Source organism: Mycobacterium sp. 2YAF39, from assembly GCF_052114565.1.
Classification (GTDB): domain Bacteria; phylum Actinomycetota; class Actinomycetes; order Mycobacteriales; family Mycobacteriaceae; genus Mycobacterium.
This window is the reverse complement of sequence record NZ_JBFREZ010000005.1, coordinates 25,214-50,882: the sequence shown is the minus strand read 5'-3', so window position 1 is coordinate 50,882 and position 25,669 is coordinate 25,214. Positions and strand designations below refer to the sequence as shown.

Genomic DNA, 25,669 nt, shown 5'->3' with positions numbered 1-25,669 from the left:
TCCTTGTGGGAGACACCCAATGCGGGCCCCCGGCTACCTGGTATCGCACCTAGGTGTGCAGACCACCCCGTCAAGCGAGAACCCCTGCAGCGGTGGAGCATCCGGACCAGGCACGCGAACCGGCTCGCGCTCTGAGCGCAGTTCGTCAAGGAGGTCTGCGACGACACGCGCGAGGTCGGCGTTGGGTGTCGACGCCCGCGCGAATGCGATATGGGATTCCTGCGCCTGCAGCTTCAGTTCGTGGTCGAGATCCCACACCACCTCGATGTGGTCGGCCACGAAGCCGATCGGGCAGACGACCGCCGCGTCGGTGCCCGCCTCGGCAAGCGCGGCGAGATGATCGGCGACGTCGGGCTCCAGCCACGGCACCTGCGGCGGCCCCGACCGCGACTGCCAGACCTGGTCATAGTCGTCATAGCCCGCGGCGGTGGCGACGAGCTTGGACGCATACGCCACCTGTCGCTCGTATAGCTCTGTGCCACAACGAGATCTGGCTGAGAGCGGAATGGAATGCGCGGTGAACACCAACCGCGCATCGTCCGGAACGCCCTGAGCCGCCGCGGTAATGGCGTCGCTGAACATCTGCACGAACAGCGGATGGTCGTAGAACTGGCGCAATTTCACCAGGTGCGGCGCCGCCTCGCCCGCCGCCCGCCTCGCCCTCGCGATGTCCTCGACGTATTGCGCACAGCCCGAGTAGCCGCCCCACGCCGACGTGGCGAAGACCGCGGCGCGGCGGATGCCGTCGGCGGCCATCGCGGTGACCGCATCCTCGATATACGGCTCCCAGTTGCGATTCCCGAAGTACACCGGGATGTCGATGAGCTCCCGAAGCTGATCGATCAGCGCACGGTTGATGCCGTTGATCGGCGAGACGCCGTCGAAATGCAGGTAGTGCTCTGCGACGGCGGCGAGCCGCTCCCGCGGAATCCCGCGTCCCCGTGTGACGTTCTCGAGGAACGGCATCACCTGCTCAGGACCCTCCGGACCGCCGAAGGACAACAGCAGGAGGGCGTCGATCTGCATCAGAGGGTCTGCACTACAGCAACTGGGTGCTGGCGCCGCCGTCGGCGTAGATGATCGTGCCGGTGGTGGCGGGCAGCCAGTCCGACAGCAGCGCGCATACCGTCTTGGCGACCGGCGTCGGATCCTTCATGTTCCAGCCGATGGGCGCACGCTGATCCCAGCCCTCCTCGAGCAGCTTCATCTGCGCGCCGGCTTCCTCGCCGAGCGCGCCACCGACGATGGCGCTCATCGCGAGGGTACGGATCGGGCCTGCGGCAACGAGATTGGATCGCACACCGTGCGGCCCCGCCTCGCGTGCGACGAACCTGTTGACCGACTCCAGCGCGCTCTTGGCCACCGTCATCCAGTTGTAGGCGGGCATCGCGCGCGTCGGGTCGAAGTCCATCCCCACGATCGCACCGCCCGGATTCATGATGGGCAGCACCGCTTTTGCCAGCGACGCATACGAGAACGCCGAGATGTGGATGCCTTTGGCGACGTCCTCGTAGGGCGCATCGAAGAACGGGTTGATGCCCATCCCCGTCTGCGGCATGAAGCCGATCGAGTGCACCACGCCGTCGAGCTTGTTGCCCTCGCCGATCACCTCGGCGACGCGGTCCGACAGCGTGCTCAGGTGATCCTCGTTCTGCACATCGAGTTCCAGCAGCGGCGCCTTCTCCGGGAGCCGGTCGGCGATCCGCTGGATCAGCTTCATGCGGTCGAACCCGGTGAGCACCAGCTCCGCGCCCGCCTCCTGGGCGACCTTGGCGATGTGGAACGCGATCGAGGAGTCGGTGATGATCCCCGTGACGAGGATCCGCTTGCCTTCCAGAAGTGTCATGTGGAGTCTCCTTGTTGTTTCTAGTGGCCCATGCCCATGCCGCCGTCGACCGGGATCACCGCGCCGGCGATGTAACTCGCATCCTCGGACGCCAAGAAGCTGACCGCGCCCGCGACCTCCTCGGCGGTGCCGACCCGCTTCGCGGGAATGAAGTCCAGCGCACCGGCCTGAATCCGCTCGTCCAGCGAGCGGGTCATCTCGGTGTCGATGTAGCCGGGGGCGACCACGTTCGCGGTGACGCCGGCCTTGGACATCTCGCGCGAGATCGAGCGGGCCATACCGATCAGGCCCGCCTTCGCGGCCGCATAGTTGGACTGGTTTCCGATGCCCCACATACCCGAGACCGACCCGATGAAGATGATCCGGCCGAACCGCTTGCGCTGCATGCTTCGCGAGGCCCGCTGGGCCACCCGGAACGCGCCGGTCAGGTTGGCGTTGATGACGTTCTCGAAGCGCTCCTCGGTCATCCGGATCATGAACGCGTCCTGGGAGATGCCCGCGTTGGACACCAGCACCTCGACGGGGCCCTGGTGCTCTTCGACCTCTTTGAAAGCGCGGTCGACGGCCTCGCTGTCGGTGACGTCGCACACCACGCCGAACAGGCCGTCCGGCGCGCCCGAACCCCGGTGCGTGACCGCGACCTTGTGGCCGTCCGCCGCGAGCCGCTGAGCTATCGCGAGTCCGATGCCGCGATTGCCACCGGTGACGAGTACGGAGCGCGATACGAATTCCGGCATGCCCGCCAACCTATCGCCTCGACAGCATTCTTAAGAAATCGCCTCAGAGTGGCAGTCGCCGGTTGATCAACAGGCTCGCCACGGCCGCCACGGCCGCGATCAGTGCGCCCAGTCGCAGCCAGCCGGTGGTCGCCTCACCCCGGACGGTCTCGTAGCCGATCTGATCCTGAAGCGTGGAGTAGACCTTGTTCAGCTCTTCGACGTTGGAAGCGGTGTAGGACTCGCCGCCGGAAAGCTGGGCGATCTTCTTCATCATCTCGTCGTCGACAGGCACCGGCACACGCTCGTTGTTGACCTCTACCGAACCGCCTTTGGTGCCGAAGGAGATGGTGGAGATCGGCACGCCCTGATCCTTGGCGGTGCGTGCAGCGGTGAACGCACCCTTGGGGTTGTCCGGGTTGTTCGGCACCGTTTCCTTGCCGTCGGAGAACAGCACGATGCGGGCCGGGGGTGGCGTGTCGCCGCCACCGATCACCGCGCCGACCGTGGCGATCGACGAGAGTGCGGTGAATATCGCTTCGCCGGTGGCCGTCTTGTCGGCCACCTGAAGATTGTCGATGGCACGTCGGCTCGCATCCCGGTTGGTGGTCGGCGAAACCAACACCGTCGCGGAGCCTGCGTAGGCGATGACTCCCAGATTGATCCCCGGGGTGAGCTCGTCGACGAACTTCTTGGATGCTTCCTTGGCTGCGGTCAGCCGGTCGGGATCAACATCGGTGGCCCGCATCGACTGGGACACATCGATGGCAAGTATCACCACCGCGCGGTTGCGCGGCAGGCGCTGATCGTAGGTGGGTCCGGCGAGGGCAATAGTGAAGAGCAGCAACGAGATTCCCAGAAGCGCCGCCGGTGCGTGACGCCACGGGCTCGGTCGCTTCGGCGCCACGCTGTCGAGTAGCTCGGTGTTGGCGAACTGCTGTAGCCGTTTGCGCCGCGAGAGTTGCGCGACGACGTACAGCGCGACCAGCCCCGCGACGATGACGATGAAGAGCAGGAGCCACCAGATATGTTGGAATCCGGTGAGCGAGACCGGACCCAGTAGTGGAAGCGTCATATCAGTTCGTCGTCCCTAGTTCGGCAGCCGACGGTTGATGACCAGCGCCGACAACGCGGCCAGCGCGAGCGCCAGCGCGCCGAGACGCAGCCAGCCGATACTCGCATCGCCCTTGATCGTTTCGTAGCCGATCTGCTGTTGCAGGTTCGCATACACCTCGCGCAGCTGCTCGAGGCTGGACGCCGTGAACGCCTCGCCGCCGGACAGATCGGCGATCTCCTTGAGCATCTCGGAGTCGACGGGCACCGGTTGACGCTGGTCGTTGATCTCGACGTATCCGTAGGGCGTGCCGAACGAGATCGTCGAAATCGGCACCCCTTGATCCTTCGCGGTGCGGGCCGCTGTGAAGGCACCCTTGGGGTTGTCCGGGTTCGACGGCACCGTCTCCTTACCGTCGGAGAACAACACGATGCGCGCCGGTGGCGGTTCATCGCCGCCGCCGATCACCGCCCCCACGGTGGCGATCGCCTGCAGGGCGGTGAAAATGCCTTCGCCGGTGGCGGTGCGGTCGGCGAACTGGAGCTTGTCGATCGCGGCCTTGGTGGCCTCGCGGCCGGTGGTCGGTGACACGAGCACGGTCGCCGTGCCTGCGTACGCGATCAGCCCGAGATTGATGCCGGGGGTGAGTTCGTCGGCGAACTGCTTGGATGCCTCCTGGGCCGCTGCCATGCGATTCGGCGAGACGTCGGTGGCCCGCATCGACTGCGAGACATCCATGACGAGCATCACCACGGCACGGTTGCGCGGAATGCGGACGTCGTTTGTCGGGCCTGCCATCGCCACCGTGAAGAACACGAGCGCGATCACGAGCAGGATCGCGGGAAGATGCCGCCGCCGTGTCGGCCGCGCTGGCGCAACACTTTCCAGCAATTCCATGTTGGCGAACCGCAGCATCCGCCGGTGCCGAGCGAGCTGCATGAAGACGTACAGCGCGACGACGCCGAGCACGACCAACAGGAACAAGAAGAACCATGCGTGCTCGAACCCCGAAAGCGTTATCGGTCCGAGGAGCGGTAATGTCATGTACGCCTAGTCTTTCGGAACAAGTCAGCTCTTAGGCGCGGCCAGCCAGGGCCAAACGGCGGGTGGCGACGAATCGGACCACGTCGGCGATCCAGTCCCTGTCGGTGCGCAGCGACAGCAGCGGTGCACCGCAGCGTCGCAGCGTCCGCGCCACCTCGGCCCGATGCGCGGCTGCGGCCTTGGCGAAGTCGTCACGCAGCTGCTCGTCGATGGTGAACTCGCGGGTGCGGCCGGTCTCGGCGTCCTGGAGGATGACGTCGCCGACGGCGGGCAGTTCCACGTCGCGCGGGTCCAGCACTTCGATCCCGAGCACCTCGTGCCGCCCTGCGATGGCCCGCAGCGGGCGCATCCAGTCGATGGGGCCGAGAAAGTCGCTGATGATCACCGCCATACCGCGCCGTCGTTCGGGCCTGCGCAGGGCGTCGATGGTCGCGGACAGATCGCCGCGCACCCCCGCGGGCGCCTTCGGCATCGTGGCGATGGCCCGCAGCATCTCCTGCTCGTGCATCCGGCCCGACAACGCAGGCACCCGCCGGACAGAGTCGCCGTTGGCGATGATGGCGCCGATCCGGTTGCCGCCGCCGCTGTTGAGGAACGTGATCGCCGCAGCGGCCGCCACGGCCAGGTCGCGCTTCTCGCAGCCCACGGTGCCGAAGTCCAGGCTCGCCGAAACGTCGACCACCAGCCAGGTCTCCAGTTCGCGGTCGGCGATCATCTGCCGCACATGCGGATGCGTGGTGCGGGCCGTCACCGACCAGTCCATCCGGCGCACGTCGTCGCCGGGCTGGTAGAGCCGTGATTCGCCCGGTTCGGAACCCGGTCCGGGCAGCAAGCCGAGGTGGTCGCCGTGCAGCACGCCGTCAAGCTTGCGGCGCACAGTCAACTCCAGCTTGCGCAGCGCCGCCGTCAGCGCGGGGTCACGGATCTCCCCGCGCTTGAGCGACGGCAGATCGACTTGGCGCGTCGGTCGGCCTGGTGTTTGAGTCACCGACCGCCCGCCGCAGCCGCTGCGGCGGTCATGACGGGCGGCACCGAATGGCCTTGCTGCGGAATGGCATTCACCTGCGGCAGGCCCACGGTCTGCAGAATCCGGTCGATCACGGTCTCCGCCGTGATCTCGTCGGCCAACGCGTCGTACGTCAGCACGAGGCGGTGGCGCAGCACGTCCGGAATGACCTCGACGACGTCCTGCGGGACGACATAGTCACGTCCGCGTACCAGCGCGAGCGCGCGAGAGGCGGCGATGATGCCGAGGGACGCACGCGGCGATGCACCGTAGGCGATCCACGCCTTCGCATCGGGCATGCCGAATTTCTCGGGCGTGCGCGTCGCGGTGACGACGCGGACCACGTAGTCGACCAGCGCGTGGTGCACGAAGTTGTTAGCCGCGACGTCCTGCAGACGCAGCAGGTCGCCGGGGGCGAGCACCTGCTTGGGCTCCGGCGGCTTCACGCCCATCCGGTAGATGATCTCGCGCTCTTCCTCCGGCGTCGGGTAGTCGATGTTGAGCTTGAACAGGAAGCGGTCGCGCTGAGCTTCGGGGAGCGCGTACACACCCTCCTGCTCGATCGGGTTCTGCGTGGCCATCACCAGGAACGGCGCGGGCAGCGGGAACGTCTTGCCGCCCATCGAGATCTTCCGCTCGGCCATCACCTCGAGCAGCGCCGACTGCACCTTCGCGGGTGCGCGGTTGATCTCGTCGGCGAGCAGGAAGTTCACCACCACCGGGCCGAGCTCGATGTCGAACTCCTCCTTGCCCACGCGGTAGATGCGAGTACCGACGATGTCGGTGGGCACGAGGTCGGGGGTGAACTGGATACGTGCGAAGGTGCCGCCCACGACCTTGGCGAAGGTTTCGACAGCCAGCGTCTTCGCCACTCCGGGGACACCTTCGAGCAGGACGTGGCCCTTGGCCAGCAGTCCGACCAGCATCCGCTCGACGAGCAGATCCTGACCGACGATGATCCGCTTGACCTCGAAGATCGCCCGCTCCAGGGTGTGCACCTCCTGTTGGAGGCCCCCGTTGTTGGCCGGTGCGGCATGCGTTCCGGTCGGGCCGGGGCCATAACCCTGCGCGGGGCCCTGCCCGGACGGGGCCTGTCCAGGGAACCCTCCGGCGCCCTGCGGCGGCCCACTCGGTGACGTCATCAACGGTCCTCCCACATCTGTGTATGGCCTATATCCGGCCTCTGCGACACCTTGTCCGCCGCACGCTCGTCGTCAACTATTCCAGGCACTTCGGAATCCGTCGACGTTGCCCGGCGTTGGCCGCGCCGCACACGCAAATTCACCACTGGTGCTCAGGTTTAACTCAGACCACACTCAGGTTTCGATAATGCGCGCCACGTACGGCTGCAGGCCCGCGGTACGCACCTGGCCGACTGCGACCCCGCCCGCGGTGCCCCCGGATTCCAGCATCTTGTCGCCGCCGAGGTAAATCGCCACGTGCTGGCTGCCGCCCGGGCCCCAGAACAGCAGATCGCCGCGCTTGGCCTGATTGAGTGGAACCTTGCGGCCGGTGTTGTATTGATCACCGGAGTACTTCGGGATCAGCACTCCGACGCCTGCGAACGAGAACTGGGTGAAACCGGAGCAGTCGTAGCCGACGATGTTGGCACCGGAGTCGATGCCGGTGCTCGGGCCGGTCGGCTTGCCGCCGCCCCACGAATACGGCGTACCGATCTGGGAGCCGCCGCGCCTGATCACATACTCGATGGCCTCCGGGCCGCGCACCCTGCCGGGCGCCACGCTGGCCGCGCCTGCCGGCGGACCGAAACCGAGCGAGGACAGGAACGAGCGGCCGAGGTTCATCGTGGCCTCGGTGGCCTGTGCAGTCGCCGCAAGTGACGCGTTGGCGACGGACAGCGGATCCCCAGGTGCGCCCGCACTGAGAATCTTCGGCAGCGTCGGGTCCCACTGGCCGTCGTCGGGAGCGGCATTGGCGGGCATGGCCGCACCGATGGCAACGGCGAGCGCCGCGACCATCGTCAGAAAGCCGGCGAAGAGGCGAAAACGCTTGAAGTGCAAAGTATTCCTTCTCGTCACCATTCGATGAGACGTGTCGCGTACGGAGTCATGCCGCTGGTCCGAACCGGAGAGACCTTGACGACCGAGCCGGTGTAGGGCGCCTCGAGCATCTGGCCGTCACCGAGGTAGATCGCGACGTGCTGACTGGCGTTGGGCCCCCAGAAGAGCAAGTCGCCTCGGCGCGCCTGTGCCGACGGGATCTTGCGGCCCGCGTTGTACTGCGAACCCGTGTAATGGTCCAGCTTGATGCCGACACCGGCGAAGGCGTAGAGCGTCAGCCCCGAGCAGTCGAATCCGACTGTGTTGGAACCGGAATCGATGCCGGTGCTCTTCCCCGCCGCATTGCCGCCGCCCCATGAGTACGGCACGCCCCGCTGCGCCATGGCGCGCGCGATCACGTATTCGCTGGCTTGCTGGCCCCGGACGTTGGGAATCGCACCGCCGTTGGTGTAGCCGCTCGGGGTGGGCAGCAGGCCGATACTCTGCAGGAACTTGCGTCCCAGGTCCTGGGTGACCTGCGCCGAGGTCGACGCGTACCCGAGGACCTGGTTGATGATCGCGATCGGATCGCCACTGACGAATGCGCTCGGGATGGCCGGCAGGAACGGATCCCACGCGGTGGCCCAGTTGCCGGTGGCCGGATCGATCTTCTGTGGCGCACGATCCCAGTCGGCGGCGGGGTTCGACGGTCCTGTCACCGCGGCGGCCGGCTGAGCCGGAACACCGCCGGCAGGCGCCGACGCCGTGCGGACCTCGTCGAGCTTGGCCTGCGCCGCAGCGCGATCGGCCGTCAGCTTGTCCAGCTCGGCCTGCTGAGTCTTGAAGGTCTGCTGGGCATCGGTGAGTGCCGACACCGCGGTCTGCTGGCTGGCCTCGGCGTCGACGACCGCCTGATCCGCGTTCTGTTTGGCCAACCGCGCAGCCGACTCCTTGTTCACCTGTTCGGTTCGCGCGCGCTGCAGATCGGAGATGACGCGCTGCGTGCTGACCTGCAGCGTCTCCGCGGTCGTCGCGGTGTTGAGGATGTCACTCGGATCCGATGCGGTCAGATACGAGCTCGACGGACCGTGGACATAAGTTGCGACGGCGTATGTGTCGAAGCGATCCTGCGCCGCGTCGATGGCGATGTTGGCGTCCTTCACCCGTTGCGCGGCGGCATCGACTTCGAGCTGCGCGGCGGCCGCGTTGTCGCGTGCGGTCTGCACGTCGACGATCGCCTTGTTGACGCTTTCCTGCTTCTCCTGAATCGCGGCGCCGAGATCCTGCAGCTTCTGATTGACGTTGGCTACTTCGGCGACCAGTGACCCGAGGGTGTCCGAGCTGCCGGGCTGCGCGACGGCCAATCCCGGTGCGACGAACAGCATGCCCGCGGTGAGCGGAATCGCGCAGACCCGCCCGCATAGCTGCGAAGCAGAGGCGCTAGGGGTGCGTCTCATTGGACAAGGTCTCCTATGGCTACGTGAAGTCACAGAAGTCACATCTGCAACATCAGCTACAGATTGCACCGTACGTCACAACTGACGCCAAAGAAACTTTAGTCACAAACTACAAGTTTGTAATTGCGGATAGCGTTATGCGGCTGTGACTTTGCGCCACAACGAATTTCGCAAAACCGCAGCGACACGCGGCTTTTTGGGGGTTGTCAGGCGTTCAGCCGTTTGGCGCGATTTTGCAACATTCGCGTTGCCGCCACGGCGGCAATCACTGCTAGTACGACCACAATCGTGAATGTCGTCCACGGGAAATGTTGAGTCGTCAACTCACTGACGAAATTCTTCGAACCCTGCACGGAACCGCGCCCTTCGGCGACGTCCTGTCCCGCCTCGAGCGTGACCCGGTCATAGGTCGCGCTGAACGTGCCCGCGTCCGTCGGACTGAGCACCAGCACGGTCGACCCCGGAAACGCCTCCCCCACCTCGGTGGCGATGTCGCGCAGCGGTGTGTCGATCGGCGGGTTCTGTTCGACGACGACGATCTTGAGGTCGATGCCCTTTTCTTTGGCCTCGGCCACGACATCGGTCAGGCCGGCGTTCTCGGGGGTCGGCGCCGCGCTGACGCCGTCGTCCTTGATATCGGCGATCACCATGTTCATGCACGTGTCGACCGGCGTCGTCGCGGGGTCCTGCCCGACCGGCCCGCAGACATCGGGCGGGATATACGTCGGTGGAAACGGCATGACTTGCGGTCCGATCACAGGTGAACCGTACGTGATGGGTATCCGTCCGGGTGGCAGCACGCGCACGGCAGGAGAAGACTTGGATCGCCCATGGGGTGGTTTACAGGACAAGCGTACTGTTAGAATCGAGAGCGCCGCCGACACAGCCCGTCGCGGCGATATCTAACCGGGAGTTGATGTGAGCAGCAAAGATTCGGTCAATTCGTTTGGAGCCCGCGACACGCTGAAGGTCGGGGACGAGAGCTACGAGATCTACCGCCTGGACGCGGTACCCGGAACCGAGAAACTTCCCTACAGCCTCAAGGTGCTCGCCGAGAATCTGCTGCGCACCGAGGACGGCGCCAACATCACCAAGGACCACGTCGAGGCGATCGCGAACTGGGATCCGTCGGCCGACCCCAGCGTGGAGATCCAGTTCACCCCCGCGCGCGTGATCATGCAGGACTTCACCGGCGTGCCGTGCATCGTCGACCTCGCCACGATGCGTGAGGCCGTCGGCGAGCTCGGCGGCGACCCGGACCAGGTGAACCCGCTGGCACCCGCCGATCTGGTGATCGACCACTCGGTGATCGCCGACCTGTTCGGTACCGCGAATGCGTTCGAGCGCAATGTCGAGATCGAATACCAGCGCAACGGTGAGCGGTATCAATTCCTGCGTTGGGGTCAGGGCGCCTTCAACGACTTCAAGGTGGTGCCGCCCGGCACCGGCATCGTGCACCAGGTCAACATCGAGTACTTGGCGAGCGTCGTGATGGAGCGCGACGGGGTCGCGTACCCGGACACGTGCGTGGGCACCGACAGCCACACCACGATGGAGAACGGCCTCGGCGTGCTGGGCTGGGGCGTCGGCGGTATCGAGGCCGAGGCCGCGATGCTGGGGCAGCCGGTGTCGATGCTGATTCCCAGGGTTGTCGGGTTCAAGCTGAGCGGCGAGCGTCCGGCCGGCGTCACCGCCACGGACGTGGTGCTCACCGTGACCGAGATGCTGCGCAAGCACGGCGTGGTCGGCAAGTTCGTCGAGTTCTACGGCGACGGCGTCGCCGAGGTGCCGCTGGCCAACCGCGCCACTCTGGGCAATATGAGCCCCGAATTCGGCTCCACCGCAGCGATTTTCCCGATCGACGAGGTGACGATCGACTACCTGAAGATGACCGGACGCAGCGATCAGCAGCTGGCGCTGGTTGAGGCGTACGCCAAAGAGCAGGGCATGTGGCACGACCCCTCGCGGGAGCCGAAATTCTCCGAGTACATCGAGCTGGATCTGGGCGATGTCGTCGCGTCGATCGCCGGGCCCAAGCGCCCGCAGGACCGCATCGCGCTGACCGACGCAAAGACGGCCTTCCGCAAGGACATTCACAACTATGTCGAAGAGAACATGCCCGCCGAGCACACCAAGCTCGACGAGGCGGTCGAGGAGTCGTTCCCAGCCAGCGACCCCGCGGTGCTCTCGTTCGACGACAGCGACGTGCCGGTCCCGTCGGCGGCCGTCAACTCGAATGGGCGGCCGAGCAATCCCGTCGACGTCAAGTGCGAGGGACGCGGCGAGTTCATCCTCGACCACGGTGCAGTGGTGATCGCGGCGATCACGTCGTGCACCAACACGTCCAACCCCGAGGTCATGTTGGGCGCGGCGCTGCTGGCCAAGAACGCCGTCGAGAAGGGCCTGGTGTCCAAGCCGTGGGTGAAGACCACGATGGCGCCCGGCTCGCAGGTCGTCACCGACTACTACAACAAGGCCGGGTTGTGGCCGTACCTGGAGAAGCTGGGCTTCTATCTGGTCGGCTACGGCTGCACGACGTGCATCGGCAACTCGGGACCGCTGCCCGACGAGATCAGCAAGGCCATCAACGACTGCGACCTCTCGGTGACCGCGGTGCTGTCGGGTAACCGCAACTTCGAGGGCCGGATCAATCCCGACGTGAAGATGAACTATCTCGCGTCGCCTCCGCTGGTCATCGCCTACGCGCTGGCCGGCACCATGGACTTCGACTTCGAGAACGACCCACTGGGGCAGGACTCCGACGGCAACGACGTCTTCATGCGCGACATCTGGCCGACGCAGAAGGACATCGACGACACCATCGCCAGCGCGATCAACACCGAGATGTTCGTCGACAACTATGCCGACGTCTTCAAGGGTGACGAGCGCTGGCGCAACCTGCCGACACCCAGCGGCAACACCTTCGAGTGGGACGACAAGTCGACGTACGTGCGCAAGCCCCCGTACTTCGACGGGATGCCTGCCGAGCCGGAGCCGGTAACCGACATCGCGGGCGCCAGAGTGCTCGCGCTGCTTGGCGATTCGGTGACCACCGACCACATCTCCCCCGCAGGCAGCATCAAGGGTGGGACCCCCGCTGCGCAGTACCTGGACAGCCATGGCGTGGACAAGGCGGACTACAACTCCTACGGTTCACGCCGCGGTAACCACGAGGTGATGATCCGGGGCACGTTCGCCAACATCCGGTTGCGCAACCAGCTGCTCGACGACGTGTCCGGCGGGTACACCCGGGACTTCACCAACGGCGGAGAGCAGGCGTTCATCTATGACGCCGCACAGAACTACGCGGAAGCCGACATCCCGCTGGTCGTGCTCGGCGGTAAGGAGTACGGGTCGGGCAGCTCGCGTGACTGGGCCGCCAAGGGCACCAGCCTGCTGGGTGTGCGCGCGGTCATCACCGAATCGTTTGAGCGCATCCACCGCTCGAATCTGATCGGGATGGGTGTCATCCCACTGCAATTCCCGGAAGGCGAATCGGCGGCGTCGCTCAAGCTCGACGGCACCGAGACGTTCGACATCACGGGCATCGAGGCGCTCAACGACGGTAAGACTCCGAAGACGGTGAAGGTGAAGGCTTCGAAGGAGGACGGCAAGACCATCGAGTTCGACGCGGTCGTGCGCATCGACACACCTGGCGAGGCGGACTACTACCGCAACGGCGGCATCCTGCAGTACGTCCTGCGCAACATGCTGCGGTCGTAAAAAAATGCCCCGGGTCACCGAGGACCATTTGGCGGCGCGCCGCCGTCAGATACTTGACGGTGCCCGGCGTTGCTTCGCGGAGTATGGCTACGACAAGGCGACCGTGCGGCGGCTCGAACAGACGATCGGGCTGTCGCGCGGCGCCATCTTCCACCACTTCCGCGACAAGGACACCCTGTTCTTCGAGTTGGCGCGCGAAGACGCAGAGCGGATGGCGGATGTGGCGTCGCGCGAGGGTCTTGTGCAGGTGATGCGCGACATGCTCGCGGCGCCGGAACAATTCGACTGGCTGGCGACGCGGCTGGAGATCGCCCGCAAGCTGCGGAACGACCCGGAGTTCCATCGAGGCTGGATGGAGCGCTCGGCCGAGCTGTCGGCGGCCACCACCGCGCGCCTGCGCCGCCAGAAACAGGCAGGCCGCCTACGCGACGACGTGCCCAGTGCGGTGTTGCAGACGTACCTCGATCTCGTGCTCGACGGTCTGGTCGCGCGGCTCGCTTCGGGCGATGATCCCGAAAAGCTCAGTGGCGTACTGGACCTGGTCGAAGCATCGTTACGGCAGGCGCAACCGGATCAGGCGTAGTGCCTTCGGCTTCGGTGATTCGGCCCCCCGCGGCTTCGCATCGTGGTGCCAGATTCACGCAACATGCTGTGAATCGACCCATATGAACGACCGGTCGACGCGACCAATGTGCGAATACTCGCACCCCCCTCGTATGCAGACTTCAGCTCTGTGAGCAGTTCATCTCGGGCCTTTGTCAGTTTTTTCATCGGCACCTCCCCACGCGTTTGATTCTCCGACGCATACCCAGCGTAGGAAGGGCCTACACCAGCGCGGAGAAATTTCGGCGAAACGGTGTCGCTTTCCTCGGCTCAGGCGAGCTCGATGAGATCCCGGTAGTCGGCGGACCAGAAGTCCTCGGTGCCGTCGGGCAGGAGCACCACTCGTTGCGGGTCCAGCGCCTCGGCCGCTCCCGGATCGTGGGTCACCAGCACCACCGCGCCGAGGTAACTTCGCAGCGCATCGAGAACCTGCTCACGCGAGGCGGGATCGAGATTGTTGGTCGGCTCGTCGAGCAGAAGAACATTCGCCGTCGATGCGACGAGACCGGCCAGCGCCAGCCTGGTCTTCTCGCCACCCGACAGCGTGCCCGCGGGCTGATCGAGCTGCGGACCGCTGAACATGAACGCGCCCAACAACCCTCGTAGATCCTGCTCGCCCGTATCGGGTGCCGCGTGACGGATGTTCTCCCACACCGTTGCCCGGTCGTCGAGCGTGTCGTGCTCCTGCGCGAAGTAGCCGATCTTCACGCCGTGTCCGGGCTCCAGCCCGCCGGCGTCCGGTGTCTCGGCCCCGGCCAGCAGTCGCAGCAGCGTCGTCTTGCCGGCGCCGTTCAGTCCGAGCACCACCACGCGCGACCCGCGATCGATGGCCAGGTCGACACCGGTGAACACCTCCAGCGACCCGTAATTCTTGGTGAGGCCCTTCGCGACCAGCGGGACGCGGCCGCACGGCGCAGGCGTCGGGAATTTGATCCGGGCCACCTTGTCGGCCACCCGTTCCGCATCAAGGGATGCCATCATTCGGTCGGCGCGGCGCAACATATTCTGCGCGGCAACGGCTTTGGTGGCCTTCGCCCCCATTTTGGCGGCCTGGGTGCGCAGCGCGGTGGCCTTGCGTTCGGCGTTGACCCGTTCGCGCCTGCGCCGCTGTTCGTCGGTGGCACGGGCGTCGAGGTACTTCTGCCAGCCCATGTTGTAGACGTCGACCTCGCCGCGCACCGCGTCCAGGAACCAGACGCGGTTCACGACGTCGGCGAGCAGTTCGACGTTGTGGCTGATCACCACGAGCCCGCCGGTGTGGCTCCGAAGGAATTCGCGCAGCCAGCCAAGCGAATCGGCGTCGAGGTGGTTGGTGGGTTCGTCGAGCAGCAGCGTGGTCCCCGAACCTGCACCGGACTCGGATGCGGCGAAGAGGATCCGCGACAGTTCGACACGTCGCCGTTGTCCGCCGGATAACGTGCGCAGCGGTTGGGTCAGAACACGTTCGGGCAGGCCCAGACTGGCACAGATGCGGCCCGCTTCGCTTTCCGCGGCGTATCCGCCGAGTGCGGCGAACCGTTCCTCGAGAACGCCGTAGCGTCGCACGGCCTTGTCGCGTGCGGTGTCGTCGGCGACCTCGGCCATCAATGCCTGCTGCTTCTCCAGGTCGGCGAGCAGCGTGTCAAGACCCCTTGCCGACAGCACCCGATCACGGGCCAGGACCTCGAGGTCACCCTCTTTGGGATCCTGTGGCAGATAACCGATTTCGCCGGTACGCGCGATCGTGCCCGCGTAGGGCTCACCCTCGCCCGCCAGGATCCTCATCGTGGTCGTCTTGCCCGCGCCGTTGCGCCCGACCAGTCCGATCCGGTCGCCGGGTTGCACCCGCAGCGCGGCCCCGTCGATGGAGAGCAGTGTGCGCGCGCCGGCGCGGACCTCGAGGTCCGTTGCGGTGATCACGCTGCTCTCCTAGTTACTTGTCGTCGGTGAAGACCGGGGACCGCTGTTCTGCGCGCGCGGCTACCGCTTCTTCGAAGTTGGCGGTGAGCAGTCGGACGAAGAGTTGTCCCAGGCCTTCGGCCTGCATGTGTGCCTCAAGGCTACCGGCGTCCAGTCCACTCCACAGCGTGCGCTTGGTCAACTCGATGCCCGGCCGGGAGAACGACGCGATGCGCTCACCGAGCTCGTAGCAGGCGTCGAGCAGTTCGTCGTCGGGTACGGCGCGCGACACCAGCCCGATGCGCTGGGCTTCCTCTGCGTCCACGTCGCGCCCGGTCAGCATCAATTCGAATGCCCGCGAGGTCCCGATGGCGCGGGGCAGCAGGTAGGACAACCCGAGCTCGCTGGCCGTCAGCCCGTTGTTGATGCCCGCGGCGCGGAAGTAGGCCCCGGCCGAGGCGACGCGGATGTCGCAGGCCAGCGCCAGGCACAGTCCCCCGCCGATCGCAGCGCCGTTGACCGCGGCGATGACCGGCTGATGCATCTTTCGCAGCGACAGGATGACGTCGTCGAGCACCTGCATGGAGCGCAACGCGAACGTGGGCCGGGTCAGCCCGTCGATGTGGGGTACCGAGCCGGCCGACTTGTGGTCAGCGCCCGAGGAGAATCCGCGGCCCGCACCCGTGAGCACGATCGCCCGCACGGAATTGTCATAGGTCAGCTCGTCGAGCACCTTCTTGAGCGGCACCATGACGTCGAACGCCATCGAGTTCATTCGCTCGGGGCGGTTCAGGGTCACCAGTGCGACACCGGGGCGCGGATGGTCGACCAGAACGAACTGTTCTTCCGAGGGGCCTGAATGCTCAGTCACGGACAGCACGCTATCGCGTGCGGCCGTTATTCCGGCTGGCCGTTCTCCTGCGCGGCCATCGCGGCGTCCACATCGAACTCCTTGACCTTCTGGACCAGGTCCTCCAGCGCGGCGGGCGGAAGGGCTCCTGCCTGGTTGAACACCAGCTTGCCCTTCTTGAACACCATCAGCGTGGGGATGGAGCGGATATCCGCAGCGGCGGCGAGCTGCTGCTCGGCCTCGGTGTCGACCTTGGCGAACACGACGTCGGGATGTTGCTCAGAGGAGGCCGCGAACGTCGGCGCGAATGCCTTACAGGGGCCGCACCACGACGCCCAGAAGTCCACCAGCACGATGTCGTTCTCCGTGATGGTGTCGTTGAATTGTTCGGCGGTGATGTCTTTTGTAGCCACGTTTCTCCTAACGTCAGGCTCTACCGGTCTGTTCCCACTATGTGGTCAGGGCAATCTCACGTCAGTGGAAGTCGCGAAAGGCGTCGAGCAGGCGTTTCCGGTACGCCGGATCGAGTTCGTCGTCGCGGATCCTGCCTACGGTACGGACGGTCTCACGGAACTGCGCCAGGTAGTTCTCACAGCCGTCGCATTCGAGCAGGTGCATGTCGAAGCGCGTCCTGGTGTCCGGATCCAGGGCGCCGTCGAGGTAGGCGGTCACCAGCTCGACGAGCTCATTGCAGTCCATCGAGTACTCGGTCATGACGCCGCCTCCGCCAGATAGTCCTCGAGCACCTGCCGGACCGCGGCCCTGCCGCGGTGCAGCAGCACCCGCTGGTTGGCTGTGCTGATGTCGAGGAGCTCACACACCTCTGACGAGTCGAACCCCAGCATGTCGCGCATCGTGACGACGATGCGCTGCCGCTCCGGCAGCCTGTCGAGTTCGCGCCGGGTCACGTCGATGAGCTCGTTGCCCAGCACGGAACCCTCCGGGGTTTCGGGGAACGCCGACGGCACATCGTCGGGCTTCCAGTGTCCCGGGTACGGGTCGTCGGTCCCGCGGAAGCGGGCCGGGTCGACGGTGCCGCCGGTGTACGCCGCGATCGCCGCATCGGCATCACGGCGCTCCCGCACGCCCCGCGCCTTCGCGATGTTGATCATCACGCTGAAAAGCCAAGTGCGCAGCGAGGATCGGCCCTCGAACCCGGCTAGCCCCTTGACCAAGGCGATCCACGTCTCCTGGACCACCTCTTCGGCGATCTCGCGGCTGGGCACATAGCCGCGGGCGACGCGCAGCATCGACGGGGTGTGCTGATCGACCAGCTGCGCGAACACGGTCTCGTCGCCGTCGCGCAGTGCGGCGATGAGACCGGACTCGTCGACCGCAGTAGTCATGGTTGCTTCGACAACTCACGCCGACCGCGCTCGAAGAAGTCGACGATGCTGCCGGTGAGGCCATCGACGTCGGTGCCGTGGTCGAGAGGGTAGACCGCACCGAACGACGCGTTCCAGAACGAACCGGTGGGGACGGTCCACGGTCCCACGTATGCGTACGGCATCGGATGCCCGTCGTCGCCCGCGGATACGCCGTAGTTCACTTCGCCCTCTGTGACGGCGACATCGAAGTGTTCGGGCCACAGCACCGGATGGCAGTCGGGCAGAAAGCCCTTCAGCGCGTACCCACCCGCGTAGTGACTTCGGTTGACCCATTCGGCGGCTTCGGCGTTGAGTCTCAGGTCCGCGTCGGGCGGCAAGGGATCGACGATGGTGTACGCCCCCTCCGGTGGACCCGCGACGATGCCTGCGGCGTCGGCGACCGTACTCATCGGGCCGTCCAATCGCACCGCGTCGTTCGGCACGACCAGTTCCGTTCCGTGCACCGCTATCGGGATCGTCACCGCGGCGAAGCCGTCGGGACGGACCGCCAGCCGGATCGTGCCCGATGACCGGTACTGGGGGCCGGCTACCAGGCTTTCGGCCACCCCGCGCAGCTGGCGGCGGGTGCCGACATAAATCGCCTCGAAGCTCACACTGACTGAGTTACCAGATTGCCCCGAGCGTTACAGCGGCTTTCGGACCAATGCCACTCAGGGCGCCGCGTCGAGCAGCACCGTCTTGGTCTCCAGGTAAGGGAGCAGGCCTTCGCGGCCACCTTCCCGGCCGATACCGGACTGTTTGAAGCCACCGAATGCGGAGTCGAAATCGATCCTCATACCGTTGTGTCCGACGGTGCCCGAACGCAGTCGGCCCGCAACCTCTCGTGCCCGCGCCGCGTCGGGTGTGAAAACCGCCGCGTTGAGCCCGTAGACGGTGTCGTTGGCGATATCGACCGCGTGCTCGTCGTTGTCGGCGGGGATCACGCTGAGAACTGGGCCGAAGATCTCCTCCTGCGCGATGACGTGCTTGTTGTCCACTCCCGCGAACACCGTCGGTTCTATGTAGTAGCCGCGATCTACGTGTTTGGGCCGGCCTCCCCCGGTCACCAGGGTCGCGCCCTGCTCGATGCCCTTGGCGATGTAGTGCTCAACGCGGTCGCGTTGGCGTTCCATCGCCAGCGGCCCCATCTGCGTAGAGACATCGAACGGGTCGCCGACCTGGACTGCGGAGAATGCCGCCGCCAGCGCGTCGGCGAACTCGTCGTGGCGTTGGCGCGGCACCACGATCCGGGTGAGCGAGGCGCATACCTGGCCGGACAGAAAGCATTCCGCGCCGGCCAACGTCATCGCCGCGACATTGATGTCGGCGTCGTCGAGAATCACCGCGGCCGACTTGCCGCCCAGCTCCAGAGTGAACCGCGCGATGCGCTCGCCGCAGATCGCCCCGATCTTGCGGCCGGCCGCCGTCGAACCGGTGAACGCGATCTTGTCGACGCGATGGTCACGCACCATGAGTTCGGATACCTCGCGGTCGGCGGTGATCACGTTCATCACTCCGCCGGGCAGCCCCACCTCCTCGGCAATCTCGGCGATCAAATATCCCGCGCCAGGAGCCTCGGGGGAAACCTTGACGATCACGGTGCAGCCGGCCAGCAGTGCGGGCGCCACCTTGTACAGGATCAGAGGAAGCGGGGCGTTCCAAGGGATGATCGCACCCACCACACCGACGGGCTCCCGCACCAGAAGGCCGTATCCGCCACCCGCAAGGGATGTCGTGCTCGGGAGGAATGGCTCCTCGAACGGATAGTCGTCGGCGAGCCCGGCGTAGTACCGCAGCGTGTCGGCGCTGCCCCCCTCGCTGGCTTGGGCGTAGGCGTGCACCACCCCCGACTCCCGGGGCCACATCGCGCTGTAGTCCGACGCTCGTGCTTGGAGCGCGTCGGCCATCGCCCGCAGATAGCCGCCACGCTCGGCGTGTGTCATCCTCGGCCACGGGCCCGTGTGGAACGCCCGCTGCGCGGCACCGATGGCGAGGTCCATATCGGCGGCCTGCGCTTCCGGAACCCGGTAGTACAGCTGCTCAGTTGCCGAGTCGATGACGTCCAACACGGCATCCGAACTCGGCTTGACCCACTCACCGCCGATGAAGAACTTATCCGTATTGCTCAGCGGGACAATGGGTTCAGTGGTCACACTCATATTATCGACGCCTTTCTCGGCACCTCTGTGACGGATGCGACTGGACACAGCATCGCGTACCCCCGAGGCGATGACTAGCGTAGGCGGCTACTCGATCTCGGGCGGCTGATCGGCAGGGTCTGACCGCGGCATTTTGTCGGCAGCCCGGTCCGCGTTGGCCAGCAGTTGCGCCTGCCATTTCGGCATCAAGAACAGCTCACCCGCGATGGCCACCAGATAGATGGCCGACGCCGCCGCGTTGCCCCACGTGCCGAATTCGAAATCCCACACCGCCACCCCTACCCCGACGGCGAGAACGAACACGAGTACCCAGCGCAACCACCGGCCCGTCTCGGCCGCGGCATGCAGGGCACGGCTGTAGTCGATGACCGGCTGCGACAGTCGAGCGTCATCGATGTGCTCACCCCGCCGCGCCGCCCGGGCCACCGCTACGCGCTGCTCGCCGGTGAGGTCTTTCGCCCCCGGCCAGTACCGCGCCATGCGGCGGGCCATCCAGACTCCGTAGAACGTGCCGACAACGACGAGCACTACGACACCTGAGATCCAGAAGCCCGAATCAAGCCATGCCAGCGCAGCTGCGCAGAGTCCGACGGCACCGCCGGCCGTCAGCGCCCGAAGGGTGAATCCGCCTCGCCACACCGCCGCTGGAATCGTGACCACGCGTCACAGTGTGACGGATGTCGATGGTTCACAGGTCCAACACGACACCGGAACACGGTTGGGCCGAACAGATCAGCACGGTCCCCTCCGCGGGCAATTCGAGGGGGCGCTGCGTGTAGGTGATGGCACCGTCCACCAGCGGAGTGACGCAGATATGGCATACGCCGCTGCGGCAGGAAAAGCGCGTCGGCACGTCGCACGCCTCGGCGAGTTCGAGAATGCTGTCGTAGCGCTCCGACCAGTTGACGGTGATCCCGCTGCGCGCGAAGGACACCGGCGCCCCGGTGTCCGGCGGTCCGTCCGGCAAGTGTGGCGTCCGATGCGGCACATCTTTGATCCCGGGGTTGATGGGGGGCAACGCGCCGAACAGCTCGGAGTGGATCCGGGCCGCGTCGATCCCCGCCCCCTCCAGTGCGTTACGCATTCCGGTCATGAACAATTCGGGGCCGCATAGATAAGCGATTGCCTCGCGAGGCAGACCGAGCGCGGCGATCGCCGCCGCGTCGGGTCTTCCGGCCTCGGCCGTGTAGAACACGTGCTGACGGGCACGGGCCAGCGACTCGATCAGCTCGCCGACTTCTCCGCCGAAGGCCAGCGTGTGCGCGTCACGCGTGATGTGAAGCCACCAGATCTCACGCTCGCTGTGCTGCGCGGCCAGGGCGTGCAGCATCGCGAGCACGGGTGTGATGCCGATACCGGCCGAAACCAGCACAACAGGATCCGCCTCGTCGCCGAGGTAGAAATCACCGCGGGGGGCGGCGGCCTCCATGACGGTCCCAGCGCGGACGTTGTCGTGTATCCACCTGCTCGCAAAGCCATGGTCTTCGCGCTTCACGCTGATCCGATATCGCGGGCCCGTGCTCGACAACGAATAGCTGCGCAGTGGCGCCGGATCGCCTGACGGAAGCCGCAGTGTCAGGAACTGACCCGGGCGAGCGACGGGCAGTGTCCCGCGATCGGCGGCTTCCAGCTCGATCGACAAGACGGTCGGGCTTTCGCGGCGGGTTTCGGCGACGCGAAGTGTTCGGAATCCGTTCCAGCCCGGTTCGACGCCGACTGCCGGTGGCGTTGCCCCCGCACGGTTCTCGTGGGCTGCGAGCAATTCAGCGAAGGACTGCTGCCAGCCGGGGCTCAGCGCAGGAACATCGACCGCCTTGCTGAGCATGTCCACGTCACGGTCGGGTAGGTACAACAACGCATCGATATCGGCGACTCTCAGTTCGTGGCGGCCGCGCCGCGTCCGCACGATCTCGTCGCCCGCCGTGACGAACCCTTCTTCGATGACGCGGAAATAGAATCCCGGGCGATGGTGGGCGACAAGAAGGTTGGGCATCTCGGGTTCGCCGAGGCGCATCCCCACCCGAAAACACGTGACCCGCGGCTGGGTGACCTCGAACTCGGCCGCCCCGATGCGGTACCGATCGCCGATACATACCTCGTCATCGCCGAGACCGGTGATCGTGAAGTTCTCGCCGAACATGCCGGGCACCAGGTCGTCGCGCCCGAAGTGTCGCTGCCAATGGTCGTAGGACTCTGTTTGGTAGACCATGACCGCGCGTTGTTCGCCGCCGTGACCGCTGAGGTCACCCTGTCCATCACCGTCGATGTTCAGCCGGCGCACCATCACCGGGCCCTGCACCGGGTTCTTGTATACGCCGGTGTGCACGGTCTTACCTCGCCATGCCACGTCGGCGGGCATCCCGACGTTGACGGAAACCAGCAGGGCACGCACTCCTCACCTCCAGGCGGTCGTCCTACGGTTGGTCATGTCTCGGCCGTGCGGGCGCGTTGGTAGTGCCTACGGGCCTTCATCCGATTGCCGCAGATGGCCATTGAACACCACCTCGCTGTGTTGGGCTTGCTGCGATCGATGAGGAACAACCGGCATTCGGAGTTCGCACACGGCCGCAGGCGGCCCGGACTGGAGATCCGCAAGGCGTCCCACGCCAGCACTGCCCTGGCCGCGCCGGTGGCACCGCCGCCGACGTCCAGGCGCCAGTCCAGTCCGTCGCCGCCGACGACCGGCCGCAACCGGATGTCGTCGACGAACCGCTTCAGTGTTTTCGGCCCCGCCTCACCACGCACCACCTTCTGCAGCGCGGTCCGCGCGTGCAGCAGTGCCGCCGCCTCCTCGTTGGTGGTCGCGATTCCGTGCGCACGCATCCAGGCTTTCGCCGCCGACGAATCGGTGAGGCCGTCGTGCACGATTCCGTCGACCACAGGCGTTGTGTTCAGCAGGTCCAGCAACATCGACTCGTCCGCCGGGTCCACCGCCACCAAATCCATAGCTAACCTCCAAATCGATATTGACAGGTTACATCAGGAGGGGTTCACTGTCACTAACCGATAAAACTAAACAAAGGAGTTAGATATGAACATTCGGGTCCACCACCGCTACGCCACCGTCGACGGCCACCGGCTGTTCTACCGAGAAGCAGGTCCGCAGGACGCACCGACGCTGGTCCTGCTGCACGGCTTCCCCACCAGTTCGTTCATGTTCCGCGACCTGATCCCCCGGCTGGCCGACGGCTATCACGTGATCGCACCCGATCACCTCGGCTTCGGGTTCTCCGACTCTCCCTCCGCAGAGGAGTTCTCATACACCTTCGACGCGTTGGCCGATCTCACCGAGGGACTGCTCGACCAGCTGGGCGTGACCCGGTACGCGATCTACGTCCAGGACTACGGGGCTCCCATCGGATGGCGGCTGGCCCTGCGCAGTCCGCACGCGATCACCGCGATCGTCACGCAGAACGGCAACGGCTACGAGGAGGGCTTCGTCGAGAGCTTCTGGACGACGGTCACCGAGTACCAGCGCGAGCAGAACCCCGACACCGAAGCCGCCGTTCGCACCGCGCTGTCCCTCGAGGGAATCAGGTGGCAGTACCTGACCGGCGTCAGTGACGAATCGCTCGTGAGCCCGGACACGTGGATCCACGACGCGGCACTGGTGAACCGGCCTGGCAACGACAAGATCCAGCTCGCGCTCTTCCGCGACTACGCGACCAACGCGCCGATGTATCCGGCGCTGCACGACTACCTGCGCACCAGCGGGGTGCCGGTCCTTGCGGTATGGGGTCAGGGCGATCCGATCTTCGGGCCCGACGGTGCGCGCGCATTCGGCAAGGACGCACCGGACGCCGAGATCCATCTGCTCGACGGCGGCCACTTCCTGCTGGAGTCCGCAGGCGACGAGGTCGCCGACCTCATCCGTGGCTTCATGTATCGAATCAACCCATAGGTATCGAGACAAGGGACAGGACAATGGGATTGGCATGGCAACAAGGCCCGCTGGGCGCGGGAGCGATCGGACGTTTCCTGACTGCGCAACCGCTGCCCGAACATCTGCTGTTCGCCGAGCCGCTGCGCCGGCGGATGCGGGTGCGTGTCGGCGACGACTGGATCGCCGACAGCGAGAACGTGTTGGCGCTCCACGAACCGGGTCGCTACCCCGTCGCGTACTTTCCGCTGAACGACATCGCCGCCGGGGTTCTGGTCGAAGAGGACCGGATCACCGGCCACGGTGAACTCGGCGATATGCAGTGGTACACCGTGGTGGTCGGGGATCGGCGCCTCCCCCATGCCGCATGGCAGCACACCGCGTTGCCTGCCTACGCCACCGAGCTGACGCACCGCGTCGCGTTCGCCTGGCGGGCGATGGACGGCTTCTACGAAGAGGACGACCGCATCGTCGGGCACGCGGCGGACCCGTACCACCGAATCGACATCCGCAGCACCTCGCGGCATCTGGTCGTCCGCGACGGCGACCGCGTGATAGCGGACAGCCACCGGCCGGTGGTCCTGTACGAATCGGGTTTCGCGCCGCGCTGGTACGTCCCGCGCGAGGACATCGATGAAACACAACTCGAACACGTTGGGGGTCAGACGTTCTGCCCGTACAAGGGGCTGGCCGACTACTACACGATCGGAGACCACAAGCGGGCAGCCTGGTCCTACATCGACGCGTGGCAGGAGTCCGCTCGCATCGGCAACCTGGTGTCCTTCGAGCCCGACAAGATCGAGGTCTGGCTCGACGATCGACGCCTGGATCTCGAACCGGGGCAAACCGTCGTCGCCCACGGCGTCGACCGCGACCTCGACTCCGACGAGGTTCTCCACAGCCGCGCACGGAGCGCATCGTGAACGCGACACTGGAAGTCGTGATCCTGCCCGTCTCCGACGTCGACAAGTCCCTGGATTTCTACCGGGACGGACTCGGGTTCACCCTCGACGTGGACTACGCACCCACACCGCACTTTCGGGTCGTCCAGCTCACTCCGCCCGGGTCGAGCACTTCGATACAGTTCGGCGTCGGACTCACCGATGCGCACCCCGGATCGGTGCAGGGCCTGTACCTCGTCGTCGACGACGTCGCCGCGGTGCGCGACGAGCTCATCGACCACGGCGTCGGCGTGACGTCCATCCGGCACAAAGACCTCGACAACGGGCAGTGGTGTGGTCGCTTCAATCTGGGTGTGGATCCGCACAGGTCCGACTACGCCAGCTTCGCCGACTTCGGCGATCCCGACGGCAACACGTGGGTCCTGCAGGAGAGGAACCACAGCAATGGATGAGGGCCCGTCGGTTCTGGTGTTCGACGTGAACGAGACCTTGATCGACATCACGTCGCTCGAGCCGTACTTCGACAGGATCTTCGGCGACCGCTCGGTGCTGCGCGAGTGGTTCAACCAGCTCGTCATGTACTCGATGACGGTCACCGTGTCGGACGTCTACGTCGACTTCTTCACTCTCGGACAAGCGGTTCTGCGGATGATCGGCGACAGTCGCCACGCGCAGATCACCGAGAGTGATCTCGACGAGCTCGCACACGGCATGCGAACGATGCCCGCGCACCCCGATGTCGCCGGCGGCCTCAAAGCACTGAGCGCTCAGGGCTATCGCCTTGTCACCCTGACCAATTCGCCGACGAAGCCCGGTGCGCCGACGCCGTTGGAACACGCGGGCCTCGCCGACTTCTTCGAAAAACAGTTCAGTGTCGACGAATGGCGGGCGTTCAAGCCGTCCCGGCAGCTGTACACAGGCGTCGCCGAACAACTGGGGGTGGCGCCCTCGGACTGCATGATGGTCGCCGCCCACGTATGGGACACCATCGGTGCACAGGCCGCCGGATTGCGGGGCGCGCTGATCACCCGACCGGGTAACGCCCCACTGCCCACGCCTGAACTGCCCCAGCCCGACGTGCTCGCCGCGGACCTGCGGGACCTGGCGCACCGACTCGGACCGGCATCTCCCGCCGCGCCGCCGCCCGGTCCGGCCGTGGTTCGTGAATAGGAGAACGGGCAGAC

27 protein-coding genes are annotated in these 25,669 nt (G+C 65.9%); 6 read left to right on the top strand and 21 right to left on the bottom strand.

Features of this window, described 5'->3' with window-relative positions; translation table 11 throughout:
* Positions 1-33: 33 nt before the first annotated feature.
* The 10 genes from AB4Z42_RS15605 to AB4Z42_RS15560 form a co-directional block, all read right to left on the bottom strand.
* Entirely contained in the window at positions 34-1,026 is a 993-nt protein-coding gene (locus tag AB4Z42_RS15605) for a ferrochelatase (protein WP_442010109.1), read from the bottom strand.
* 13 nt (positions 1,027-1,039) lie between these two features.
* On the bottom strand, positions 1,040-1,846 hold the full coding sequence (inhA, locus tag AB4Z42_RS15600; protein WP_442010108.1) for an NADH-dependent enoyl-ACP reductase InhA: 807 nt from the start codon (positions 1,844-1,846) through the stop codon (positions 1,040-1,042).
* Between the two features lie 20 nt (positions 1,847-1,866).
* Positions 1,867-2,583 carry a 3-oxoacyl-ACP reductase FabG1 gene (fabG1, locus tag AB4Z42_RS15595; protein ID WP_442010107.1) on the bottom strand — a complete coding sequence of 239 codons (717 nt, stop codon included), beginning with the start codon at positions 2,581-2,583 and terminating at the stop codon, positions 1,867-1,869.
* Positions 2,584-2,626: 43 nt separating this feature from the next.
* Positions 2,627-3,637: a VWA domain-containing protein gene (locus tag AB4Z42_RS15590; RefSeq protein WP_442010106.1), complete on the bottom strand. Its 1,011-nt coding sequence runs from the start codon at positions 3,635-3,637 to the stop codon at positions 2,627-2,629.
* Positions 3,638-3,652: 15 nt separating this feature from the next.
* Positions 3,653-4,660 carry a VWA domain-containing protein gene (locus AB4Z42_RS15585; protein WP_442010105.1) on the bottom strand — a complete coding sequence of 336 codons (1,008 nt, stop codon included), beginning with the start codon at positions 4,658-4,660 and terminating at the stop codon, positions 3,653-3,655.
* Positions 4,661-4,691: 31 nt separating this feature from the next.
* Entirely contained in the window at positions 4,692-5,648 is a 957-nt protein-coding gene (locus AB4Z42_RS15580) for a DUF58 domain-containing protein (RefSeq protein WP_442010104.1), read from the bottom strand.
* On the bottom strand, positions 5,645-6,808 hold the full coding sequence (moxR1, locus tag AB4Z42_RS15575; RefSeq protein ID WP_442010103.1) for a chaperone MoxR1: 1,164 nt from the start codon (positions 6,806-6,808) through the stop codon (positions 5,645-5,647). The genes AB4Z42_RS15580 and moxR1 overlap by 4 nt, the downstream gene beginning before the upstream one ends.
* A gap of 174 nt (positions 6,809-6,982) precedes the next feature.
* Positions 6,983-7,645, bottom strand: a complete 663-nt coding sequence (gene ripB, locus AB4Z42_RS15570; RefSeq protein ID WP_442010491.1) for an NlpC/P60 family peptidoglycan endopeptidase RipB — start codon at positions 7,643-7,645, stop codon at positions 6,983-6,985.
* Between the two features lie 56 nt (positions 7,646-7,701).
* Entirely contained in the window at positions 7,702-9,123 is a 1,422-nt protein-coding gene (gene ripA / locus AB4Z42_RS15565; protein ID WP_442010102.1) for an NlpC/P60 family peptidoglycan endopeptidase RipA, read from the bottom strand.
* A 206-nt stretch (positions 9,124-9,329) separates the two neighbouring features.
* On the bottom strand, positions 9,330-9,881 hold the full coding sequence (locus AB4Z42_RS15560) for an Rv1476 family membrane protein (RefSeq protein ID WP_442010101.1): 552 nt from the start codon (positions 9,879-9,881) through the stop codon (positions 9,330-9,332).
* A 160-nt stretch (positions 9,882-10,041) separates the two neighbouring features.
* On the opposite strand from AB4Z42_RS15560, the gene acnA reads away from it, so the two are divergent.
* Both acnA and AB4Z42_RS15550 read left to right on the top strand, forming a co-directional pair.
* A complete protein-coding gene (gene acnA / locus AB4Z42_RS15555) occupies positions 10,042-12,846 on the top strand; it encodes an aconitate hydratase AcnA (protein WP_442010100.1) in 2,805 nt (934 codons plus the stop codon).
* A gap of 4 nt (positions 12,847-12,850) precedes the next feature.
* Entirely contained in the window at positions 12,851-13,429 is a 579-nt protein-coding gene (locus AB4Z42_RS15550) for a TetR/AcrR family transcriptional regulator (RefSeq protein WP_442010099.1), read from the top strand.
* Here AB4Z42_RS15550 and AB4Z42_RS15545 read toward each other — a convergent pair.
* The 11 genes from AB4Z42_RS15545 to AB4Z42_RS15495 form a co-directional block, all read right to left on the bottom strand.
* Positions 13,420-13,617 (bottom strand): helix-turn-helix domain-containing protein, encoded by a 198-nt coding sequence (locus AB4Z42_RS15545; protein WP_442010098.1) that lies wholly within the window; start codon positions 13,615-13,617, stop codon positions 13,420-13,422. The two genes, AB4Z42_RS15550 and AB4Z42_RS15545, sit on opposite strands and share 10 nt — an antisense overlap.
* 102 nt (positions 13,618-13,719) lie before the next feature.
* Complete coding sequence (locus AB4Z42_RS15540) at positions 13,720-15,348, bottom strand: ABC-F family ATP-binding cassette domain-containing protein (RefSeq protein ID WP_442010097.1); 1,629 nt, start codon at positions 15,346-15,348, stop codon at positions 13,720-13,722.
* A 13-nt stretch (positions 15,349-15,361) separates the two neighbouring features.
* Positions 15,362-16,207 carry an enoyl-CoA hydratase gene (locus AB4Z42_RS15535; RefSeq protein ID WP_442010096.1) on the bottom strand — a complete coding sequence of 282 codons (846 nt, stop codon included), beginning with the start codon at positions 16,205-16,207 and terminating at the stop codon, positions 15,362-15,364.
* 17 nt (positions 16,208-16,224) lie between these two features.
* Positions 16,225-16,590 (bottom strand): thioredoxin, encoded by a 366-nt coding sequence (gene trxA / locus AB4Z42_RS15530; RefSeq protein WP_442010095.1) that lies wholly within the window; start codon positions 16,588-16,590, stop codon positions 16,225-16,227.
* 61 nt (positions 16,591-16,651) lie between these two features.
* Positions 16,652-16,891 (bottom strand): anti-sigma factor family protein, encoded by a 240-nt coding sequence (locus AB4Z42_RS15525; protein WP_442010094.1) that lies wholly within the window; start codon positions 16,889-16,891, stop codon positions 16,652-16,654.
* The gene (locus AB4Z42_RS15520) at positions 16,888-17,523 is read right to left on the bottom strand and encodes an RNA polymerase sigma factor (RefSeq protein WP_442010093.1); all 636 of its coding nucleotides are present in this window, start codon (positions 17,521-17,523) and stop codon (positions 16,888-16,890) included. The genes AB4Z42_RS15525 and AB4Z42_RS15520 overlap by 4 nt, the downstream gene beginning before the upstream one ends.
* Positions 17,520-18,158 carry a hypothetical protein gene (locus AB4Z42_RS15515; RefSeq protein WP_442010092.1) on the bottom strand — a complete coding sequence of 213 codons (639 nt, stop codon included), beginning with the start codon at positions 18,156-18,158 and terminating at the stop codon, positions 17,520-17,522. Before AB4Z42_RS15515 ends, AB4Z42_RS15520 begins: the two co-directional genes overlap by 4 nt.
* A 57-nt stretch (positions 18,159-18,215) precedes the next feature.
* On the bottom strand, positions 18,216-19,703 hold the full coding sequence (locus AB4Z42_RS15510) for an aldehyde dehydrogenase (RefSeq protein ID WP_442010091.1): 1,488 nt from the start codon (positions 19,701-19,703) through the stop codon (positions 18,216-18,218).
* A gap of 87 nt (positions 19,704-19,790) precedes the next feature.
* Positions 19,791-20,363 carry a hypothetical protein gene (locus AB4Z42_RS15505; RefSeq protein WP_442010090.1) on the bottom strand — a complete coding sequence of 191 codons (573 nt, stop codon included), beginning with the start codon at positions 20,361-20,363 and terminating at the stop codon, positions 19,791-19,793.
* A 28-nt stretch (positions 20,364-20,391) separates the two neighbouring features.
* Positions 20,392-22,062 carry an MOSC domain-containing protein gene (locus AB4Z42_RS15500; RefSeq protein WP_442010490.1) on the bottom strand — a complete coding sequence of 557 codons (1,671 nt, stop codon included), beginning with the start codon at positions 22,060-22,062 and terminating at the stop codon, positions 20,392-20,394.
* A gap of 65 nt (positions 22,063-22,127) precedes the next feature.
* Positions 22,128-22,649, bottom strand: coding sequence for a CGNR zinc finger domain-containing protein (locus AB4Z42_RS15495; RefSeq protein ID WP_442010089.1), 522 nt, complete (start codon positions 22,647-22,649; stop codon positions 22,128-22,130).
* An 85-nt stretch (positions 22,650-22,734) separates the two neighbouring features.
* Here AB4Z42_RS15495 and AB4Z42_RS15490 point away from each other — a divergent pair, with 85 nt between their 5' ends.
* The 4 genes from AB4Z42_RS15490 to AB4Z42_RS15475 are packed head-to-tail and all read left to right on the top strand — an operon-like array spanning position 22,735 to position 25,655.
* Entirely contained in the window at positions 22,735-23,604 is an 870-nt protein-coding gene (locus AB4Z42_RS15490) for an alpha/beta fold hydrolase (RefSeq protein ID WP_442010088.1), read from the top strand.
* Between the two features lie 23 nt (positions 23,605-23,627).
* Positions 23,628-24,506 (top strand): DUF427 domain-containing protein, encoded by an 879-nt coding sequence (locus AB4Z42_RS15485; RefSeq protein ID WP_442010087.1) that lies wholly within the window; start codon positions 23,628-23,630, stop codon positions 24,504-24,506.
* Entirely contained in the window at positions 24,503-24,937 is a 435-nt protein-coding gene (locus AB4Z42_RS15480) for a VOC family protein (RefSeq protein WP_442010086.1), read from the top strand. The genes AB4Z42_RS15485 and AB4Z42_RS15480 overlap by 4 nt, the downstream gene beginning before the upstream one ends.
* Complete coding sequence (locus AB4Z42_RS15475; RefSeq protein ID WP_442010085.1) at positions 24,930-25,655, top strand: haloacid dehalogenase type II; 726 nt, start codon at positions 24,930-24,932, stop codon at positions 25,653-25,655. Before AB4Z42_RS15480 ends, AB4Z42_RS15475 begins: the two co-directional genes overlap by 8 nt.
* Positions 25,656-25,669: the final 14 nt, after the last annotated feature.

Bases quoted from the DNA above. Each gene is read 5' to 3' on its own strand.
- AB4Z42_RS15585 (WP_442010105.1), bottom strand. From the start codon at position 4,660: ATGACATTACCGCTCCTCGGACCGATAACGCTTTCGGGGTTCGAGCAC.
- AB4Z42_RS15490 (WP_442010088.1), top strand. From the start codon at position 22,735: ATGAACATTCGGGTCCACCACCGCTACGCCACCGTCGACGGCCACCGG.
- ripA (WP_442010102.1), bottom strand. From the start codon at position 9,123: ATGAGACGCACCCCTAGCGCCTCTGCTTCGCAGCTATGCGGGCGGGTC.
- AB4Z42_RS15500 (WP_442010490.1), bottom strand. From the start codon at position 22,062: ATGCCCGCCGACGTGGCATGGCGAGGTAAGACCGTGCACACCGGCGTA.
- AB4Z42_RS15605 (WP_442010109.1), bottom strand. From the start codon at position 1,026: ATGCAGATCGACGCCCTCCTGCTGTTGTCCTTCGGCGGTCCGGAGGGT.
- AB4Z42_RS15510 (WP_442010091.1), bottom strand. From the start codon at position 19,703: ATGAGTGTGACCACTGAACCCATTGTCCCGCTGAGCAATACGGATAAG.
- AB4Z42_RS15590 (WP_442010106.1), bottom strand. From the start codon at position 3,637: ATGACGCTTCCACTACTGGGTCCGGTCTCGCTCACCGGATTCCAACAT.
- AB4Z42_RS15545 (WP_442010098.1), bottom strand. From the start codon at position 13,617: ATGAAAAAACTGACAAAGGCCCGAGATGAACTGCTCACAGAGCTGAAG.
- inhA (WP_442010108.1), bottom strand. From the start codon at position 1,846: ATGACACTTCTGGAAGGCAAGCGGATCCTCGTCACGGGGATCATCACC.
- ripB (WP_442010491.1), bottom strand. From the start codon at position 7,645: ATGGTCGCGGCGCTCGCCGTTGCCATCGGTGCGGCCATGCCCGCCAAT.
- AB4Z42_RS15475 (WP_442010085.1), top strand. From the start codon at position 24,930: ATGGATGAGGGCCCGTCGGTTCTGGTGTTCGACGTGAACGAGACCTTG.
- moxR1 (WP_442010103.1), bottom strand. From the start codon at position 6,808: ATGACGTCACCGAGTGGGCCGCCGCAGGGCGCCGGAGGGTTCCCTGGA.
- AB4Z42_RS15525 (WP_442010094.1), bottom strand. From the start codon at position 16,891: ATGACCGAGTACTCGATGGACTGCAATGAGCTCGTCGAGCTGGTGACC.
- AB4Z42_RS15485 (WP_442010087.1), top strand. From the start codon at position 23,628: ATGGGATTGGCATGGCAACAAGGCCCGCTGGGCGCGGGAGCGATCGGA.
- AB4Z42_RS15550 (WP_442010099.1), top strand. From the start codon at position 12,851: ATGCCCCGGGTCACCGAGGACCATTTGGCGGCGCGCCGCCGTCAGATA.
- AB4Z42_RS15520 (WP_442010093.1), bottom strand. From the start codon at position 17,523: ATGACTACTGCGGTCGACGAGTCCGGTCTCATCGCCGCACTGCGCGAC.
- fabG1 (WP_442010107.1), bottom strand. From the start codon at position 2,583: ATGCCGGAATTCGTATCGCGCTCCGTACTCGTCACCGGTGGCAATCGC.
- AB4Z42_RS15495 (WP_442010089.1), bottom strand. From the start codon at position 22,649: ATGGATTTGGTGGCGGTGGACCCGGCGGACGAGTCGATGTTGCTGGAC.